This is a genomic window from Streptomyces sp. CB09001 (assembly GCF_003369795.1).
GTDB lineage: Bacteria > Actinomycetota > Actinomycetes > Streptomycetales > Streptomycetaceae > Streptomyces.
Genome location: NZ_CP026730.1, coordinates 5,707,494 through 5,726,174, shown reverse-complemented (window position 1 = coordinate 5,726,174; position 18,681 = coordinate 5,707,494). Strand labels below are relative to the sequence as shown.

The 18,681-nt window shown below is 69.8% G+C and carries 14 protein-coding genes and 1 pseudogene; 7 read left to right on the top strand and 8 right to left on the bottom strand.

What is annotated here, in order from left to right; translation table 11 throughout:
- Positions 1–4 precede the first annotated feature (4 nt).
- Entirely contained in the window at positions 5–1,948 is a 1,944-nt protein-coding gene (locus C4J65_RS26675) for a caspase family protein (RefSeq protein WP_115746643.1), read from the top strand.
- An 18-nt stretch (positions 1,949–1,966) separates the two neighbouring features.
- Positions 1,967–4,921 (top strand): CHAT domain-containing protein, encoded by a 2,955-nt coding sequence (locus C4J65_RS26670; RefSeq protein ID WP_115744666.1) that lies wholly within the window; start codon positions 1,967–1,969, stop codon positions 4,919–4,921.
- 406 nt (positions 4,922–5,327) lie between these two features.
- On the opposite strand, the gene C4J65_RS26665 is transcribed toward C4J65_RS26670, so the two are convergent.
- The 4 genes from C4J65_RS26665 to C4J65_RS26650 all read right to left on the bottom strand — a co-directional run bounded on the left by C4J65_RS26665 (position 5,328) and on the right by C4J65_RS26650 (position 9,208).
- Complete coding sequence (locus tag C4J65_RS26665) at positions 5,328–6,623, bottom strand: ABC transporter permease (RefSeq protein ID WP_240330515.1); 1,296 nt, start codon at positions 6,621–6,623, stop codon at positions 5,328–5,330.
- Entirely contained in the window at positions 6,620–7,345 is a 726-nt protein-coding gene (locus tag C4J65_RS26660) for an ABC transporter ATP-binding protein (RefSeq protein ID WP_115744665.1), read from the bottom strand. Before C4J65_RS26660 ends, C4J65_RS26665 begins: the two co-directional genes overlap by 4 nt.
- Complete coding sequence (locus tag C4J65_RS26655; RefSeq protein ID WP_115746641.1) at positions 7,342–8,430, bottom strand: efflux RND transporter periplasmic adaptor subunit; 1,089 nt, start codon at positions 8,428–8,430, stop codon at positions 7,342–7,344. Before C4J65_RS26655 ends, C4J65_RS26660 begins: the two co-directional genes overlap by 4 nt.
- A gap of 70 nt (positions 8,431–8,500) precedes the next feature.
- Positions 8,501–9,208 (bottom strand): hypothetical protein, encoded by a 708-nt coding sequence (locus C4J65_RS26650; protein WP_162833365.1) that lies wholly within the window; start codon positions 9,206–9,208, stop codon positions 8,501–8,503.
- A gap of 112 nt (positions 9,209–9,320) precedes the next feature.
- Between C4J65_RS26650 and C4J65_RS26645 the strand changes: the two genes are divergently transcribed.
- The 3 genes from C4J65_RS26645 (at position 9,321) to C4J65_RS36175 (ending at position 12,592) form a co-directional block, all read left to right on the top strand.
- Positions 9,321–10,073 (top strand): response regulator transcription factor, encoded by a 753-nt coding sequence (locus C4J65_RS26645; protein WP_115744663.1) that lies wholly within the window; start codon positions 9,321–9,323, stop codon positions 10,071–10,073.
- Complete coding sequence (locus tag C4J65_RS26640; RefSeq protein WP_115744662.1) at positions 10,066–11,901, top strand: HAMP domain-containing sensor histidine kinase; 1,836 nt, start codon at positions 10,066–10,068, stop codon at positions 11,899–11,901. Before C4J65_RS26645 ends, C4J65_RS26640 begins: the two co-directional genes overlap by 8 nt.
- 187 nt (positions 11,902–12,088) lie before the next feature.
- The gene (locus C4J65_RS36175; RefSeq protein WP_162833364.1) at positions 12,089–12,592 is read left to right on the top strand and encodes a hypothetical protein; all 504 of its coding nucleotides are present in this window, start codon (positions 12,089–12,091) and stop codon (positions 12,590–12,592) included.
- Between the two features lie 61 nt (positions 12,593–12,653).
- On the opposite strand, the pseudogene C4J65_RS26635 reads toward C4J65_RS36175, so the two are convergent.
- From C4J65_RS26635 to C4J65_RS26615, 4 genes and pseudogenes are all read right to left on the bottom strand, one after another.
- Positions 12,654–12,930: pseudogene (locus tag C4J65_RS26635) on the bottom strand (transposase); the annotation flags it as partial.
- A 68-nt stretch (positions 12,931–12,998) separates the two neighbouring features.
- Positions 12,999–14,240: an amidohydrolase family protein gene (locus C4J65_RS26630; RefSeq protein WP_115744661.1), complete on the bottom strand. Its 1,242-nt coding sequence runs from the start codon at positions 14,238–14,240 to the stop codon at positions 12,999–13,001.
- A 177-nt stretch (positions 14,241–14,417) separates the two neighbouring features.
- On the bottom strand, positions 14,418–14,861 hold the full coding sequence (locus C4J65_RS26625; protein ID WP_115744660.1) for an Rrf2 family transcriptional regulator: 444 nt from the start codon (positions 14,859–14,861) through the stop codon (positions 14,418–14,420).
- 1,501 nt (positions 14,862–16,362) lie between these two features.
- Positions 16,363–16,557, bottom strand: coding sequence for a hypothetical protein (locus C4J65_RS26615; RefSeq protein ID WP_162833363.1), 195 nt, complete (start codon positions 16,555–16,557; stop codon positions 16,363–16,365).
- Between the two features lie 127 nt (positions 16,558–16,684).
- Here C4J65_RS26615 and C4J65_RS26610 point away from each other — a divergent pair, with 127 nt between their 5' ends.
- Positions 16,685–17,722, top strand: a complete 1,038-nt coding sequence (locus C4J65_RS26610) for an amidohydrolase family protein (RefSeq protein ID WP_115744657.1) — start codon at positions 16,685–16,687, stop codon at positions 17,720–17,722.
- Positions 17,723–18,311: 589 nt separating this feature from the next.
- Positions 18,312–18,497 (top strand): hypothetical protein, encoded by a 186-nt coding sequence (locus C4J65_RS26605; protein WP_115744656.1) that lies wholly within the window; start codon positions 18,312–18,314, stop codon positions 18,495–18,497.
- Positions 18,498–18,681: the final 184 nt, after the last annotated feature.

The window sequence follows — 18,681 nt, the reverse complement described above, 5'->3', positions numbered from 1 at the left end:
CCGGATGGGAACTGTCCACGCCCTCCTCACGGGTATCAACGCCTACTCCGCCGACCGTTGCACGCCGCTCACCGGATGCCTCAACGACGTGGAGGCCGCCGAGGAACTGCTGGTGCGACGCACCGGTGGGCGGCTCGAGCTGACGAAGCTGCTGAACGGCGACGCCACCGTGAGCGCCGTCGCGGCGGGTATCCGACACCGCCTCGGACGGGCGAGACCCGGGGACACGGCGCTGTTCTGGTTCTCCGGCCACGGCACCGAGCAGCCGGCCACCGAACGGGCGCACCTCGACATCGAGGCCACCGGCCACTGGCAGGCGCTCGTATGCGCGGACGGCCTGCTCGTCGACAAGCGCCTCGGCGTGCTCCTCAACGAGGTGGCCGCGGGCGGCGTCCACACGGTCGCGGTGCTGGACTGCTGCTACGCCGGCGGCGCCACCCGCGGTCGGCACCTCACTCCGCGTTCCGCGTCCCCCGACGCCGCCTGGTTCGCGGCGGCCGCACGCGACGCCCGCATTCCCGCACAGCCTGCACGGCACTTGCTGCTCGCCGCCACCCGGCTCGACCAGCCCTCTTACGAGGGACGGTTCAAGGGCCGGACGCATGGTCTGTTCAGCTACGCCCTGTTGGGCGCGCTGAGGGCGGCGAGCCCGAGCGCGACGTACCGCGAGGTGCACGCCGCCGCACGGTCCCGGCTGCAGGTCTCCTGCGCGTACCAGCGGCCGACGCTGGCGCCCGCGGAACCGGGCGGGATCGCCGACCAGCCCTTCCTCGGCGGCGCCGGGGCCCGCGTTCCCAGCCCGTACCTGATGTGGGAGGACCGGGAGGACGGCTGGCAGGTCGACTGCGGGAGCGGCCACGGCCTGCCACCGGGGCCGGGCACCGAGTTCCGGGTGACCCGGCCGGACACGCCCCGGCGGACTCCTGAGCGGACGGCGGACGTGGGCCGCACGGTCAGGGCCGCGACTGTGGGCTTGGAGCGCACCCTCGTCCAGCCGGTGTCCTGGTCACCGAAGCCGGCGGAGGTCTACCCGGTGGCTCTCTCCGCACTGGCCGTGCCGCCCGCCTCGGTCGCCCTGACCGCACCTGACGACCCCGCCGCGGCCCGGGCGCTGGCACGGGCGATCGCCGAGGCCGGGCCCGGTGGCGGGCCCTCCCCGCTGCTGCACCGCGTCGGACGGCCGGAGGACGCCGGTGCCCTGCTGTTCCGGATCGAAGCCCGCGGAGGGCAGGCGCACGTGCTGCGCCGCGACGGCTCCGCGTTCGTCCCCCCGTTGCCGCTGGACGGGCCCGAGGACGCGGACCGGGTCGCCGCCTGTCTCGTCCATCTGACCCGCTGGCACCAGCTCCGCGACCTCGAGGCACCTCACTCCCCGCTGACGGGCCGGATCCGCCTGGAGATCACGCCCTGGGGCAGCGACACTCCGTTGGTGCCCGACGGCGACGGAGAGATCGCCTGCCGGTACGGCCCCGGGCCCGCCGGCCCCGTGCCGCCCCTGGTCTCGGTACGGATCCGCCACCTGGCCACCACGGGGCGCCGGCTGTGGTGCGTCCTGCTCGACCTCACCGACAGCTACGCCTCCCACACCGGGCTCTTCGACGACGGCCGTTTCGTCGGACCGGGCCACACCGGATACGCCCTCGACAACCGGCCCGTGCAGCTGTCCCTGCCGGCGCACACGACGCCGAGGCCCGGCGCGTTCGTCCGGGACTGGCTGAAGCTGATCGTCTGCGAGGGCGAGTTGAACACCGTGCCCTTCCATCTCGACCGCTGGGACCCGCTCGCACCCCTCGGCAGCCGGGGCACCGCACTCCGGCACGCGGACGGGCTGCTCCGGTTCGACGCACCCGCGCGGAGCAGCAGGGACGCTCATCCGGAGGAAGCGGGCGGGCCGGGGCAGTGGGCCACGCAGACGGTCCAGGTGCGTACCGAGGTACCGCGGTGCTGAGGAAGGCGGCGGTCACGGATGGCTGATCGTTTCGACCTCGAGTCCCTGATGAGGTCCGTGAAGGCGGTGATCGGTGACCGGCCGTGGAGCACGGCGATCGGGCAACTCAGCACGGTGGTCGCGGAGCACGCGGCCACGGCCGATGCCGCGGCGGCCTTCGAGCTCTATTACGCCCACTGGCGGAACATGCCCGGCACCGATCCGCGCCACCCGGGCTTCGCCGGCTATCTGCTTCAGCTCGTACCGCTGATGCGGCAGAGCGGGCCCTGTTGCACCCTCGAGCAGGCGCAGGAGCTGGCGGCGGCGGCGCGGACCGTGCGGGACCCGCAATGGCAGGCGCACATCACGGGGGTCCTGGCGCTCGTCGTGGTGCACGACACCGCCGCCACGAACGCCGATCCGGAACTGCTCGAGAAGGCGGTCGAGGATCTCGACGCGGCTTCCGGCCTGCTCCCCGCCACGGACGGGACGACTGCCGCCACCGCCACCGCCTTCCGCATCGGCCGCGCGGTGGCGCGGGCGGAGCACGCGCGGCTACGGGGTGGCGAGGGCGAACTCGACGTCTCCATCGAGGAATTGACCGCAGCCCGCCGGGGCCTGACCGACCGGCCGGACGACCAGGCATACCTCACCTGCTACATCGCCTGCCTCCGCGCCGGCCGGGCCTACCTCGGCAGGGACGAGGAGGCAGTCGAACGGTACATCCGCGAGCAGGAGATCGCGCTGGCCCGGTTGCCGCGCCACCACCCGGGGCGGGACAGCGCCGAGTCGTGGCTCGCCACCAACCGGACCCTGCTCCGGAACCTGACCTTCCAGCGGACGGGCCAGTCCTGGCCCGGACCGCGTCCGCGGCTCGACGCCGGCAGACGGCCGGACCCGACGGATCCCTACGCACTGGTGCAGACTGCGGTCGAAATGATCGCCGGGGCGGCGGACGACGGGGACCGGGCAGCGATGGCCGAGGCGATCGGTCTGCTCCATGAGGCACTGGAGCAGTGCGAGGAGGGCGGCGAGCACTGGATGCGGTGCGCGGCCCAGCTGGCCACCGCTCATCTCTTTCAGTCCGGTCTCGTCCGCTGGGAGCCCAAGCCGCTCAGCCACCTGTCTCCCGCGGGCCGGGAGATCATCGCCCACACCGACCAGGCCATCTCGCTACTGCGTCGGGTCCGGCGCCTGGCCGAGGGGCCGGCCCACCCGATGTGGACCCACGTCGGCTGTCTCCTGGCGAACGCGCTGCGCTCGCGGTCGATGATGATGCCGCAGCTCCGGACGGCGGCGGCCGCCCGGCTCGGGAAGGAGTCACGAGAGATCGGCCTCGCCGCGCTGTCCGGCCTCGCCTGGAATGTCCTTCTCCAATCCGGTACCGGTCACGCCATGGAGGCGGGCAGCAGGGCGATGGAGGAAATGTGCCTCGACGTCGCCCGCTGGTGCGTCCTGGACGGCGAGCTTGAGGACGCGGTCCGGGCGCTGGACAGCGGCCGCGCCTTGATGTTGCACGCGGCGCAGGTCAGCGCCACCGTGCCGGACATGCTGAGGCAGCTCGGCCAGGACGGGCTGGCCGAGGAGTGGCGCACGGCCGGGACGGGGCCGCTCGAGCCGGAGCCCGGCCCGTTCGGCGGGTTCGAGCCCATGTCCGTGCCCCGGCCGACCGGGCCCGATGTGCGGCTGCGCCGCCGGGTGCTGAAGGTGCTGGCCGCATCGCCGTACCGCGACAGGCTGCTCAGGACTCCGGCCCTTGCCGAGATCGCTGGGGCGCTGCGGACCCTCGGCGCCGACGCGCTCGTCTACCTGGTGCCGACGGGGGAACTGGTGCTGCCGACGCGGCGGAGCCGGACGATTCCCGGTGCCGCGCTGATCGTCGGGGCCGACGGGACACTGCGCTCGGTCGCGCTGCCGGACCTGCGCCTGGACGCCCCGGAGCTCACGGCGTACCAGGCCGTCGGCGGGGCGGGCGGCGACCCGCGCAGGCGCGGGGGTGGGAGTCCGCGCAGGGACGCGGGCCCGGTGACCACACCCCAGGGCGGGGTGCCACCGCGCGGGGCCGAGGCCCTGGACCTGTTGTGCGGCTGGGCCTGGAAGTCCGTCATGGCACCGCTGGCGGCGGAGTTCCGCGGAAGCGGCGACTCCCACGGTGCCCGGCGCGGCCGGTCCCGTGTTCCCTCCGTCGTTCTCGTCCCCGTCGGCGCGCTCGGTGCCGTACCGTGGCACGCCGCCTGGCGAGCCGGAGGACCGGGCCGGCGCTACGCGCTGGAGGACCTGCAGGTCTCGTACGCGCCCTCTGCCCGGACCCTGTGCGAGGTCGCCGGGCGAACACCCCCCGAGGCCGGGGCATCCGGCAGCCCGGCATTGGTGATCGGCGACCCCACCGGGGATCTCAGGTACGCGGGCGAGGAAGCGGAGGCGATCCACCGTGTCTTCTACCCGAACGGTACGTATCTCGACGCGGACACCGCTGATGCCACAGAGGTGTCCGCACGGCTGGCGGGCCTGCGCGGTGGCGTGCTGCACCTGGCCTGCCACGCACGGGTATATCCCGGCGAGCGGCACAGCGCGTACCTGGACCTGGCCGCGGGCAGCAGACTGGCCGCGGAGGAGCTGATCGAGGGCACGGTCCGGCGAATCGCTCCCGGTCTGGTGTGCCTCGCGGCCTGCTGGAGCAACGTCTCGAGCCGCGGTTACGACGAGGCGTACAGCCTGGCCACGGCCTTTCTGACGGCAGGCACGCACACCGTGCTCGGCACCCTGTGGCCGGTGCCGGACGAGGAGACCTCGTTGCTGATGTACATGACCCACCACTACCTGCGATGCGAGGCACTGCCGCCAGGGCAGGCCCTACGCCGGGCCCAGCTGTGGATGCTGGACCCACAGCGCACAATCCCGCCCGAGATGCCGGCCCGCCTCGCTGTCCGGGCCCGGTACATCCGCCCCGCCAACCTGGTCGGCTGGGCGGGCTTCACCCACCAGGGCTGGTGACCATCGGGCTGCACGGTGGCTCCCGAGACCATCCCGATGACCCCAGCAAAAGCGCGAAGCCGCAGGTCAAGTGCCCTTCACGACAGGCTCGAGGATCGCCGCGCACTCCACGTGGTGGGTCATCGGAAAGATGTCGGCCTGAGCAAGTCTCGGGAAAGGCCAGGTCAAAGCCTTCTTCTCGGCTCGCTGTCCTGCGCACGGACCCCCAGAGCGTCAAACGAGCGTCATGACGACCCCCATTTCTCCCGGTGGCGTAGACCTTCAGCCCTGGGGAAGACTGAGCACGGCCCGCTGGTAGACCGCGTCCACCGTCTCTTGCTCCCTCTCGCCGACTGCCGTGATGGAGGAGGACGCCCATCGGTCGGCTCACGTCGCAACCGGCGATTCCCGACACCGGAGAGCGGGATCAACCGGTGCTCAGCGCCTCGGTCGGTGCCAGGCGGGCAGCGCGCACGGACGGGTACATCCCTGCCAGGACGCCGATGGCCATCGCTCCGCCCGTGCCCATGGCGATGGCGGACAGCGGGATCACCGGTGGCCAGCCCTGGTACGTCACGTAGGCGACGGTGGCGAGAACGCCGATCACCGTTCCTGATACTCCACCGAGCAGGGAGAGCACCAGGGACTCGGTCATGAACTGGCCGCGGATCTGTCCCCGGTTGGCGCCCAGCGCACGCCGGAGGCCGATCTCGCTGCGCCGTTCGAGCACGGAGATGTACATGGTGTTGGCGACTCCGATACCGCCGACCAGCAGGGCCACCCCCGCCAGTCCCAGGAAGAGCACCGAGAACGTGCTGTTCACGGCGCGTTTGGCGGCCAAGGCATCCGATGGCCGGCTCACCTGCACCAGCCCGGGGAGTTCCGGGTACACGGTGGCGGGAAGGACGTCGGCCACAGCCTCCATGGCGTCCTCCTCGGCTCGCACATAGATGACCGTGGGGTGTCCGTCGAAGCCGAGTTCCTGCTCCGCCGCCTGCCAGCCCACCAGTACGGAGCGGTCGAGGTCCTCGGCGAGAGGGATCGGATCGAGGACGCCGATGACCGTGAACCACGTCTGATCAATGACGACTTGCGGGGCCTCCTGCCCCGGGACGATACGGGGGATTCCCAGCCGGGCGGCGGCTTGGTGGCCGAGCACGACGGTGGGTAGCCGGTTGGTGGCGGGGGTCAGGAAACGGCCCGACCTCACCCGGCCGTTCACGGCGGGAAGCAGGTCGTCCTGGCCGGCGAGAACGTTGAGCCCGAGTCCGTCGTTGGGGTCTGTCCGGTCGGAGCGCCGGACGATCGCATGCGTGTTGGCCACGGCACTCGTGCGGCTCACCGGCCCGATCCTGGCGGCCATGGCCGCCGCTTCCCGCGGCAACAGCACCGGGGGGTTCTGGTTGGACTGCGGCTGCGCTCGGAGCAGGTTCGTGCCCAGCGCCGCGAGCTGCCGGTCGAGCGCACTGTGGCTCGACGCCGGAATCCCGGTGACGAGGACGAGGGTGAGGGTGCCGATCGAAATGCCGAGGGCGGATAGCGCCGCCCTCATGGGGCGAACGCGGATGCCGAGAAGGCCGAGACGCAGGATGTCCGACGGTGCCAGTCGCACGGGTCGGGCCGGATCGCCGCGCTCGACGGCGGCGGAGCGGTTCGGGACGTGGCGCCCCCGGGCTTCTCTTAGATCCAGGTCGTCCCGATGGCGAGTTCTCCCACGGGTCACGCGTCGCCCCCGGGGGTCAGAGACGCCTCAGGGTGTGAGTCGGTGACGACGCGCCCGTCACACATCTCGATCCTGCGTGGCAGGCGCGCTGCGATGTCCCGGTCATGGGTGATGACGGCGATGGTGGTGCCTTCGCTGTTCAGCTGGGTCAGCAGATGGAGCACGGACTGTCCGTTCGCAGTGTCGAGAGCGCCGGTCGGCTCGTCGGCGAGTACCAGCGCCGGTTCGTTGACCAGTGCTCGGGCGATGGCCACTCGCTGGCGTTCGCCTCCCGAGAGTTGGTGCGGCAAGTGGCGTGTGCGATGGGCGAGACCGACACGGTCCAGGGCGGTGACGGCCATCGGCTGCCGACGGCGGCGGGGCACGCCCGAGTACAGCAGTCCGGTGGCGACGTTCTCCTCGGCGGTGAGGCCGTCCGTGAGGTGGAAGTGCTGGAATACGAAGCCCAGCCAACGTCCGCGCAGCGCGGACAGTGTCCGGTCGGACAGCTGTGCGGCGTCCTGGTCGCCGATCCACACCGTGCCGCCCGTCGGTCTGTCGAGGGTGCCCATGATGTTCAGCAAGGTGGATTTTCCGGACCCCGAACGGCCGACGATGGCCAGCAGCTCGCCCGCCCGGATGGTCAGGGATACGTCATCGAGGGCGGTGACCCCTCCCGCGTACACCTTGCTGACGTTTCGCACGGTGAGCACGGCCGAGCCCGTTCCCGGCGGGCTTGTCATGATGCCGTCACCACCACGTCGCCTTCCTCGATGCCGGCTCCGCTGACCTCCACGAGCCCCTTGGCGAAGAGGCCGGTCGTGACCCCGACCAGCTTCCCGCCGGGACGCTGCAGCGCGTAACCGCCTTCGCTCAGGGCGAGGAGGGCACCTACGGGGACCACCAAGACGTTCTCCCTGGTCCGGGCCGTGAAGACGACCTGTACGGACGCCGCGTCGAGCTTGGCGACATCGTCGGCGTCCGACGGCTGGACCCTCACCTCCAGGGTGGGCGTCGTGTCGGTGCCGGCACCCGCTTCGGCGGCGTTGCCGCCCTGCACGGTGGTACCGATGGACCCGACCGTGCCAGGAACACTCTTGGTGTCGGGAAGGACGATGGAGACCGCGTCGCCTTGGTGCATGGACCCGGCACTGCCCGCGTCGGCCTCCACCGTGACCGTCTTGTCCTGCGAGGTGAGGGTGAGGACTTCTTCGGTGGCCGGGTCGCCCAACTGCGCCTTGACGGCGTCGACGCGTGAGGGGCCGGACAGGACCACGGCCCGGTCCGGGGCCAGAGTCCCGGTGGCCTCCTGGCCGGTGTCGTGCTGCCAGCGCTTGAGCGCTGCCAACACTCCGGTGGTCAGTTCGGTGCCGGCCTCGCCCGCCTCGCTGCCCTCGCGCGATGCCGCGGACCGCTGCGGCCGAGGGCCGATGTCATAGCCCAGGGCCTCCAGGTTCTCGACGAGAACGGTCACGTCCCGCCCGGTCGTCCCCGCCTTGTCCAGCTCACGGAAGAAGGGAGTGTCGCCGAAGAACGCCGTGACCGGCTCGTCGTTCACCCAGTACAGGGGCTTCCCCCGTGAGACGACCGAGCCCGGGGCGGGCAGCCGGCTGATGACGCCCTTCCCGGACCCCTTCACCGTGACCTGCCCCCCGAAGCCCAGAACTCCCGGCAGCGTCCGGGAGTCGGACAGGTCGGCGCGCTTCACCCGGGTGGTCTGAGCGGACGGAGCTGCCGCGGGGCCGGGTTGCTGGCGCTCACCGTGGTCCGACAGCGCTCTCGCCCCGTAGACCCCGCCCGCGGCCACCACGAGGACCGCCACAGCCACGGTCCCCTTGCGCACGGTGCGGAAAGCCCTACGCGACCGTTTTCGGGACGAGTTGCCACGGGGCGAGCCGCTACTTGTCACCGAACGCCTCCAGCGAACACGACTGCTCAGCCTCGGGGACTCCGGATTCCGGCAGGGTGCCCGTGGTGTCCTTGTCATAGGTCCAGCTCAGGCCGTCGGCGCTGACACTCGTGTCGGCGACGAGGTGGATCTTCATGCCCTTGCGCTGGAGGCACTTGACGTACGCGCGGAAGTCGTCCGCGAAGTGCGGGTTGCCCTCGGGCGTGGTCTCGGGAGGCTGAAGCGGCAGCTTGACCAGGCAGGCCTCGTAGGCGGGACGGTACTTGGGGGCGTCCGCCCTGCCCTGCTCCGGGGCTGCCTGCTTGGCGCCCGCGAGGGCCGCCCGCTTGGTGTTCATGGGTACGCCGTGCGCCTGCAGGCATGCGTTGTAGGCGTCCGTGAGCCGCTGCTTCTCCTCCTCGGAGGTGTCCAGGCGCAGCTGAGGGCGCTTGGCGTCGACGGCCGAGTCCTGGGCCTCGTCCTTCGACGCCGGCTCCTTGCCCGTCGGTGAGCCGGACGCCAAGGTGTCCACGCTCTTGCCGGAGCCGGCCTCGGCGTCCTCACCGCTGCCGCATGCGGCGAGCGACATTCCGGCGACCACGGCCAGACCGGCGGCGAGAGCGCGCAGCCGCGGGCGGCGCACTGGCGGATTACGGGGGTACTCCGGGGCGTCGACGGGGCCGCGGAGTATCGGCGAGTGCTGTGCATGCCTGTTCACGCCGATCAGCGTTCACCAGCATTGTCAGGTGATTGTCAGGAACTCATGGCGATGCGGTCTGCTTCCCACGGCACGGGCAGAACACTGCCGTTGTCGTTCCTAAACTGACGCCATGCGTGCACATGTGATGGTGGCCGAAGACGACGCCGATCAGGCCGAACTGGTCCGTCGCTACCTGGAGCACGAGGGCCACGAGGTGACCCTGGCTCACGACGGCCGCTCCGCCCTTGACCTATTGCGCGGCCGACGCCCGGATCTGCTGGTCCTCGACGTGATGATGCCCCGGGTCGACGGACTGGACGTGTGTCGTGTCATACGTGCGGAGCCCCGTCTCGCGAACCTTCCCGTGCTCATGCTCACGGCCAGGTCGTCCGAGGACGATCTACTGCTCGGCCTGGATCTGGGCGCGGACGACTACATGACGAAACCGTTCAGCCCCCGCGAACTCATGGCGCGCATCCGGTCGCTGCTGCGCCGCAGCGACAGAGGCCCGGACGCCGAGGCCGACCGGGAAGCACGCAACGCCGTCCTGCGGGCCGGGCCGGTCACCGTCGACCGTGTCCGTCACGAAGTGTGGGCGTACGGCCGTGTGATCCGCTGCACGCCGGGAGAATTCCGCCTCCTCGACATGCTCGTCGAGCACGCGGGTCAGGTGCTGTCCCGGACCCAGATCCTTGAGCGTCTGCACGGCTCCGACCCCTTCATCACCCTCAGGACGGTCGATGTCCACGTCATGAATCTGCGCCGCAAGATCAAGGACGTTCGACCGGGCCCGCAGGACGTCATGCCTCTGGTGACCGTGTACGGAGTGGGCTACAAGCTCACGGACACTCCGCACGACCAGCAGGCGCACCCGTATGGATAGGTTCCGCAAGGGAAGAAGGGTCCGGATCTCGGCCGTGCCGCTGCGGCGCAGTCTGCTGCTGCGCCTGCTGGCGGTGTCGGCACTCGTGTCGGTCTGCTCGATCACCGCCACCGCATGGGTGGTCCTGCAGACCACCGCTGTCGTACTCAGCCGCGAGCGAGGGCAAGCACTGGCCGACGACGCCCGGATCTACGACACCCTCCTGGGATACGCCGCGACGCACCCGAGTTGGAACGGCGTCCAGCCGACCGTCGACCACCTGGCACAGTCCGCCGGTCACCGCATCGTTCTGCTCGGTGAAGACGGGCACCTCCTGGCGGACTCGAACGCCGACCGGAATCGCCCCTTCCAGCCTCCGCAGCAGGCATCCGCGGTCATCGACCCCCTGGCCGTCGACCCCGAGTTGAACAAGAACACGGACGACGGCCGGTCAGGCACGGAGCGGATCGACCCCCGGGCGGTGGGACCGTTCAAGCTGTCCGAGGAAGACAGCGAAAGGCTGACGCGCACTGCGAAGCGGGTGGTCCTGTGCCTGCGCGAGTTCTACGACACCCCGGCCCACGTTCAGATGTCGTCCGCCGGACGCCCGAAGGTGGTGGTGACGAACCCCGGCGGTACACCCACCGTCGGTGAGCAGCGCTGCTCCCCCGGGTTCACTGATCCGACACAGTCGGAAGAGAAGGCCCTGGAGGGACTCACGAGCCTCGTCAACGCGTGCCTGGCCCGTCGGGAGGTGGACGGGGTGAGGCTCGCGATTGACGGCAGTTGGGAACCCCGGACCCGTCACGCGCCCCCGGCCTCGACAGTCCTGTCGTGTCTGACGACCAGCCGCAGCCAGCAGTTGGCACCGTATGTGGCACCCGCCGCGCTGCTGTACGTCAGCAGTCCCGGACGTACGGCGACGACGTTCTTCGACCTCTCCTCCGCGAACCGGCTCCGCATCGCGGGCTGGGCCGCCGCCGTGCTGGTGATGACGGTTACCGTGACCACGCTGACCGGCATCCGCCTGGTGAAGCCGCTCAGGACACTGACCAAGGCGGCCATGCGCATGGAGGGCGGGGAGGCGTCCCCGAGCGTGCTGGTCCGGGGAGGCGACGAGATCGCGAAACTGTCGGCCGCCTTCAACGCGATGTCGCAACGCCGCGAACAGCTGGAATCAGCACGCCGGGACATGACCAACGACATCGCTCATGAACTGCGCACCCCGGTGAGCAACATCCGGGGCTGGCTGGAGGCGGTGGAGGACGGCATCGCACAGCCCGACGCCGATCTGGTGACCAACCTGCTGGGACAAGCACTCCAGCTCCAGCACATTGTCGACGATCTTCGGGACCTTTCCGCGGCCGAGGCCGGCGAGCTCCGTCTGGTTCCGGCGCCCGTCGAGCTCATGGAGCTGCTGGCTGCCGTCGCCGTGGCCAACCGGGCCACGGCGACGGCAGCAGGCGTGACCATCACGGTCGTGGACACAGGACGCGTCCCGGTCATCGCTGATCCCGTACGGATACGCCAGATGATCGGCAACCTCGTGTCAAATGCGATCCGCTACACACCCGCGGGCGGGTCGGTCACTCTGAGTGCCCACGTCGACCTCGACACCGTCGTGATCGACGTGGCGGACACCGGGACCGGGATCTCGGCCGACGAGTTGCCGCACATCTTCGACCGGTTCTGGCGCGCGGAGAAGTCCCGCAGCAGGCAAAGTGGCGGCAGCGGCCTCGGACTGGCCATCGTGCGCCGCCTGGCCGAAGCACACCAGGGAACGGTGACCGCGGCCAGCACGCCGAACGTCGGCTCGACTTTCACACTTCGCCTGCCGCACCACTCATGAAGTGCGAGAAGTGGTTCAGCGCCGGGGCGGGTCGAGCCAAGTCGGCTGCAGTGAGGATGCGACGTGGTGACACTCCCGGTGGGTCTGACCCCTCGGCCGACTGACGTCTCGACTGTCCTGTTGGGGATTTGTCGGCCCGCCGGGTGTCACCACGCACTCGGCCGGACGGGCGTTTGTGGCCCAGGCCATGAACCAGATTCGTGGCCTGCTCGTCTCCGCCCCGGCAATGCTGCGGGAGCAGACCACCGGTCTGGACCGGGCCGCGTTGCTACGGACCCTGGCCCGGCTGCGGCCCGGCGTGGACCTGTCCCGCCCACTCGCCGCGGCCCGGGCCGCCCTGCGGCGGCTCGTCCGCCGCCACCAGGCCCTGGACGAGGAGATCACCGAGCTCAACGCGGAGATAGTCCCGCTGGTGAAGCAGGCGGCCCCGGCACTGCTGAACCTGTTCGGCGTCGGCCCCGAGACCGCCGGTCAGCTCCTGGCCTCGGCCGGGGACAACCCCGAACGCATGCGCTTCGACGAACGCACCCGCGCCTACGTCGAACGACGCACCGAGGAAGGGCTGAAACAAGAAGACATCATGCGCTGCCGCAAGCGATTCGTCGCCCGCGAGGTCTACCGCGCCCTGACCACCACACCGACGGAACGAATCACTCAAACCGATCTCGCTCCTGTCGCTTGCCAAGCATAGGAGCATCCCGCGCGTGTTCCATCGGCACTCGCGCAGTCCCGGGGCGGGGTGCGTCAACGCAGCAGGGCGCCTTCCACCCGCAGGTCGCACCGCAGTTCCTGGACCGTCTCGAAGTCCGACAGCCCGTGCAGGGCCCGCAAGGTGACCGCGGCGGCCAGGATCTGTGGCGGCATGCTCGGCCGTCCGTTCGCCGAGGGATACATGTCCGCGAACATCTCCGCCGGGAACAGCTCGCCGCGGTGCTGGGCCAGGAACGCGAACACACTCCCGGCCGGGATCAGCTCCCGGCAGGTCTGCCACACATCCGGCCCGACCGTCTCACCGACCCACTCACCCATCGCCACACAACGAGTCTGGCCCTGCCGCTGACGCGGCAGGGCCAGAACCCAAGATCTTCATGAGTCTTCTAGCGTTTGTCGACGGCGAGTTCGCCGTTCAGGATCACCATGCGGAGGTCGCGTACGTTGCGGATGTCCGTGGTGGGATCGGCGTTCAGCACGAGCAGGTCGGCGCGCTTGCCGGGGGTCACCGTGCCGAGGTCGGGGCGGACACACTGCCTCGACGCACCGCTGGTGCCTGCGGCCAGTACCTGGGTGGGCGTCATCCCGGCCGCCCTCATGAGTTCGGCCTCTTCCAGGGTGTTGGCTCCGAACAGGCCCCGACCGCTGAAGGTGTCACTGCCCAGCGCGATGTGCACGCCGGCCTCAGCGACCTTCCGGAGATTGTCGCGGGCGTCCGGGTGGGCGTCGTCGATCCAGAGCGTGGGTGTGTAGGTGATGCCGCGTTCGAGCATCAGGTCGATGAGCGAGTGGTCGGTGAGGGGCTCGACGGTGACACCGTGCTCCAGGCCGTCCGCCCCGGCCTCGATCGCCTCGCGTGCCGCGGCTTGCTGGGTGGTGTGGACGGTAACCCGAAGGCCCCGCTCATGCCCGGCCTCGATGCCCGCCCGAAGGAGATCGAGGGGAAGCCGTTCCAACGCGACACCATCCGGAAAGGCGGGGTTCTGCCAGAGGTATCTCGGCCCGCCGGAGTGTGTGCACGCGCCCTCTGACAGGAGTTTGATCGCGTCCGCCTTGTGGTCAGCCAGGTGGTGCACCAGGTTGCGGATCTCCTGCACGCTGCCGGCCTCTCCCGTGAAGCGTTCGCGCGCCCAGGGGTTGTCGCGGAAGACAGTGGCGGCGGGGTGCCCGTCGCGTCCGGTGATGCCGCAACCGGTCGCCAGCAGGCGCGGGCCCCGCAGCGTGCCTGCGGCGATTCTGGCCCGTGTGTCCAGGATTCCGTCCGTCGGATCACCCACCGACTTGATGGTGGTGATCCCGTGGTCGAGGAACAGCCCGAGCCGTTCAGGAAGCTCGTTCTCCTCGAAGGCCCGCATCGAATCGGGATCGGAGACCGCGCGCACGTCGTAGAAGTGGACATGAGTGTCGATCAGTCCCGGCATGACCCATCCTCCGGCCGCATCCACCTCCTGTCCGCCCCTGAGCGGCTCGGCCGATACGGAAGCGATCCGTGCGCCGTCGATGGCTACGTCATACAGACCGGTGAGCACCTGGCGGCCGTCGAAGACACGTGCGCGACTGATCACGAGGTCGTAGGTCACAGGACCGCGAGCCTCGGCGCTCGCGATCGCTTCGTCTTCCTGGTTCATCGCTCTCACTCCTGGCACGTTCTGAGCAGGTGCTCAGGTTCGGGTGCGCGTAGATGGACCGTGCGGGCTGACACCGGGAGCCGGGAGACCCTGGAGTACCGCGCCCCGGAACAAACTGAAATCAAACGAGTTACAGTTTGGGCGTGCGACGTGGGACGTGTGTGCGTCACCGCTGAATCAGCGGTCCTTCGCTTCGCCGTCGGAGGCCAGTATCTGTTGCAGCAGGGCGGCGATCGTCGTCCGGCCGAGCCGCTCCTCCAGAGCTCGCTCTGCGTTCTGGAACTCGACGTCAAGCAGATCGCCGATGTTGCGGCCGACCACGCACGCCCCGCTGGGCGGATGAGGGTGCCTCGAGAAGACCTGCTCCCCCTCCACGGCGGCGTACGCGTCATAGAGCGTGATGTCCCGCGGGGTGCGAGCAAGGGACCAGCCGCCTCCCCGCCCCTCGGTGGACCGCACCAGATGAGCGTCTCGCAAGCGGCCGAGAATGCGCCGCACGAGAACCGGATTGCTTTCCAGGCTGTCCGCGATCTCCGCGGAAGTCAACGAGCCTCCACGCCGGTGCGCCAGCATCGCAAGCGCGTGGATCGCGACCGCGCTCCTACTGCTGAGCCCCGCCATCTCCGACTCCTGCCGCCGCCGACAAACTGCCACCAACCTAGTTGCAGATAATTCGATGGTCAACCGAGTCGTCCGGGGGCCTCGGACCCGAAGCAGGCCGGATGCGCCCTGGTCGGCTCATCGCCTTCACGGCCCGACACCTCCGGGATCTTGCCGCATCCACTACGAGATGCGCGCCGATCTCCACCAGGGACTCCTCCGACTCGGACGCTCGGGCGGGCCCATCGTCCGTGACGGCGGCATCAGCAACACGACCCGGGGGCCACCGATCCGCTCGAGAGCGGCGAGTTCGCACGGATCCCGCGACGCCTCGACGAGTGACCGGCTACTCGCCCGGCACGGATACCCACCCGCCGAGGTCTTGGACGCGGTCGAGCTCATCACCAAGCAGCTGGAGTATTTCGCCCGAGAGTGGACGCGAGAGGAATTCAAGGACTGACGGCTTTGACAAGCAACAGTCCACACTACGCGGCGATGACAACCTTGACACCGGACGGCGAACACGGTGGACCTCGTGCCGCAGGCAAGTGTGGTTCGAAAACAACGGAAGGTTCCGCAAAAGCCCGACATATCGATTGACCTAGTTGAGGCCGAGCGTTTCTCGACTCACACCTGCTGCGAAACCGCAGGTGAGACGCGTGGCGGGAACCTACAGCATGCTCCACGCGGTGAACCTACGGAAACATGTCGGCACAATCCGCCCGCAACCTGGGGAATCAGAGAATCAGCAGGTCAGCGGCTCTTTACTGCGGGCTCAAGAATTGCCACACACTCCACGTGCGACGTCATCGAAAAGATATGGGTCCGCGACTGCTATGAGAAAGGCCAGGTCAAGGCGGGTTTCTCGGCCCGCTGTGTCGCGCGTCGGCGCCCTGAGCGTCAATCGAGCGTCACGGTCGACAGACCAGTCATGCTCCGTGTCCGCCGACCCGGACGCGGAGGGGTGGGCCGACCTCTGCCGGCCGCCGAGGCGTACCAGGAAGCCGCCGAGCAGTTGCGCGACGGGCGAGACGAGGCCCGGCTCTGCCCGCGACTTGAACCTCTCCCTGCCGCTGCTCTTTGCTCTACCACTCGGGACGAGCGGCCACTGTCGCCCTCCACGCCTCGCTGGACGAAAAGCAGAGAGGGTCCTCCCGGCCCTGCCCACCGGGCCTCGCTTGCCTCACCTACGGCCGGGGCTCCTTGCCGACCGCCCCGACTGCGGTGTGCTGACCGTGACCAGGCGGACGACTCCGCCTGCCGGAGGTCCATGGGCCAGCCGGCCGAGCCAGTGCCGGCATGGGCGGGAAAGCGGGGGCGTTCGCATCGTCCGGCTCATTGACACGGCTTGCTGCCCCGCCTCGAGCGAACGGCTGTGCGGACAGTCGACGAAGCCATTCCGCCAAGAGTTGCTCTTCGGCTTCACTCAGGGCGTTCTGGCTGGGCAGCGCGGCACGCAGGGCGCGGGCGGCGCCGGCCGCGCCCTGTTCCTGGATGGCCGGTTCGCGGGTGGTGACAGTGGTCACCATGGCTTCGCGCACTGCGCGGATTCGAGCTGCTCCTTGGCTGCCAGGAAGCGGGTGAAACCGCGCTCCGCCACCGCGTCGCGGCCGCCGCGCTCCAGCAGGTCCATCGCGGCGTCGACGACCCGGCGGCGCGTCTGTTCACGCGCCGTGGCGCCGGGCTCCGCGGGCACGCCGCGCAAAGGTCGGTTCAACAGGCATGGCCCGACGATAGCGCCATCACACCGACAGCAGAATCAACGTTATCGACTACTCGATTCCATCGATAGTATCGATGATAACGTTTGAACAGTTCCGATGGAAAGCCAGAGGGGAACCGTCATGCTCGACCGTTTGCGCATAGTCGGAGTAGAAGAGACCGTCGTCGTGCCGGCTGTCTACGAGGCTTACGAGCGGGTGGGATCGCCCCAGATCCCGGCGCGCGGCTTCGGGGACAGTCCCGTTGCAGAGAATCTGCACATGGTCGGTGAGCAGCGGCTGGCCCACATGGACGATCAGGGCATCGACGTCGCCGTGCTGTCCCTGTCGTCTCCGGGCGTGCAGGACCTGCCGAAGGCCGACGCCGTCGCGGTGGCCCGCGAGGCCAACGACCAGCTCGCCGAGATCGTCGCTTCCCGGCCCGACCGTTTCCAGGCGTTCGCCGCGGTCCCCACCCAGTCACCGGCCGCGGCCGCGGCAGAGCTGGAGCGCGTGGTGATCGAGCTGGGCTTCCCCGGCGCCATGCTCTACGGCCGCACCGGCGACAAGCTGGCCGACCACCGGGACAACGACGAGCTGTACGCGATGGCCGAGAGGCTGGGAGTGCCGCTGCACTTCCACCCGCAAACGCCGGTTCAGCCCATCATCGACGCCTACTACTCCGACCTTCCGGCCCCCATGGGCCCGGTGCTGGCCGGGGCCGGCCTCGGCTGGTACTACGACCTCGGCGTCCAGTACCTCCGCATGATCTTCTCGGGGGTCTTCGATCGGTTCCCCGACCTGCAGGTGATCGCCGGACACTGGGGCGAGGTCGTGATGTTCTATCTCGACCACACCGGCTTCTTCGGTGAGGCAGGCCGTCTGCGCCAGCCGCTCGCCGACTACTTCAAGCAGAACTTCTGGGTCGCGGGCAGCGGCACCAACAGCCCCCGCTACCTGCGCTGGACCGCCGAAGTGATGGGCACCGACCGGATGCTGTACTCCACCGACTATCCCTTCACCTACGGCTTCCGTCCCGGCGGATTCCCCTACGTCGACACCAGCAACGGCGAAGCCCGCGCCTTCCTGGAGAACTCGCCCTTCACCGACGAGCAGAAGGCCGACATCGGCCACCGCAACTGGGAACGCCTCACCGCCCGCGCCAAGCGCCCGTCCGCCTGAAGCGCTACCCACATGGGCCGACCGGAAGGCCACCACACCCTCCGGCGGGCCCGTCGTCAGTCCCCGGAACCTGCCGAAGCGCACGTGTCACAGCACCCTTCCTCACTCCCAGCCGGGTTCCTCCCGGCCGGGTCTGTCAAAACGATCGGCTCTGCTCCGTAATCGGCGGTAACGAGGGGTGACGACCGTCCGGTTCAATCGGGCGGGCCGGGAACTGGTCGGCGCCGAGTTTCAGATCCGAGTGAGGCCGCCGACGCCGAGGACTCCGCCCGTCTTCCCGCCACACCCCCCGTCCGCCCGGGGGCCTTCGCGCTGCCGAAACCCGTGACTTCCGCCTGGAGGTGACCACGGAACTCTGCCGCGCCCCCGGAGACACCGCGCTCACTGCCTACGGGGCCTCGACACCCTGGACGAGCCGCTGCAGGCCCGCATCGGCATCGCCCCCGACGTCACACTCCTCATCCAGCACGGCACCGCCGTCGGCTGGAGCCTCACCGACCCCGCGCGCTACCTGACCACCGGCTTCGCCGCCTCCGACCCGGCTCCCCCCGCCCCGGCCACCCGCTGCCCGCTCACCAAGTGCCTGGACTTGGTCACCACGGAGCTCCTCGACGAGGTGAGGGACCGGGCCCCGGCCGCCCTGGACCGGCTCCGGGCACTGGAGCAAGCTCTGCGGACCCAGCGCGAGGACCGCCACCGAACCGACGCCCTTCTCTCGCTCATCGCCGACCTGGTCGAGGACTACGCCGACCGGCCGACCGGGCAGAAGCCGTGAACCACCGGCCTGCCCCGCCCAGTTGGCAACGACGCGGACAACCGGAGGCGCAACGCTGTCCAGATCCGTGGGGCACCCACAACACCCCGGGCGGCGACCGCACCGCGGGCGGCGACCCGGTGGACCTCGCCACGGGCCTACGACCCCAGGTTGTGCTGGGGGCCACGGCCTGGACCGCTTACTG

Excerpts from the sequence above, each read along its gene's own strand:
- C4J65_RS26675 (WP_115746643.1), top strand. The coding sequence starts at position 5 with ATGGGAACTGTCCACGCCCTCCTCACGGGTATCAACGCCTACTCCGCC.
- C4J65_RS26670 (WP_115744666.1), top strand. The coding sequence starts at position 1,967 with ATGGCTGATCGTTTCGACCTCGAGTCCCTGATGAGGTCCGTGAAGGCG.
- C4J65_RS26660 (WP_115744665.1), bottom strand. The coding sequence starts at position 7,345 with ATGACAAGCCCGCCGGGAACGGGCTCGGCCGTGCTCACCGTGCGAAAC.
- C4J65_RS26645 (WP_115744663.1), top strand. The coding sequence starts at position 9,321 with ATGCGTGCACATGTGATGGTGGCCGAAGACGACGCCGATCAGGCCGAA.
- C4J65_RS26640 (WP_115744662.1), top strand. The coding sequence starts at position 10,066 with ATGGATAGGTTCCGCAAGGGAAGAAGGGTCCGGATCTCGGCCGTGCCG.
- C4J65_RS36175 (WP_162833364.1), top strand. The coding sequence starts at position 12,089 with ATGAACCAGATTCGTGGCCTGCTCGTCTCCGCCCCGGCAATGCTGCGG.
- C4J65_RS26630 (WP_115744661.1), bottom strand. The coding sequence starts at position 14,240 with ATGAACCAGGAAGACGAAGCGATCGCGAGCGCCGAGGCTCGCGGTCCT.
- C4J65_RS26625 (WP_115744660.1), bottom strand. The coding sequence starts at position 14,861 with ATGGCGGGGCTCAGCAGTAGGAGCGCGGTCGCGATCCACGCGCTTGCG.
- C4J65_RS26610 (WP_115744657.1), top strand. The coding sequence starts at position 16,685 with ATGCTCGACCGTTTGCGCATAGTCGGAGTAGAAGAGACCGTCGTCGTG.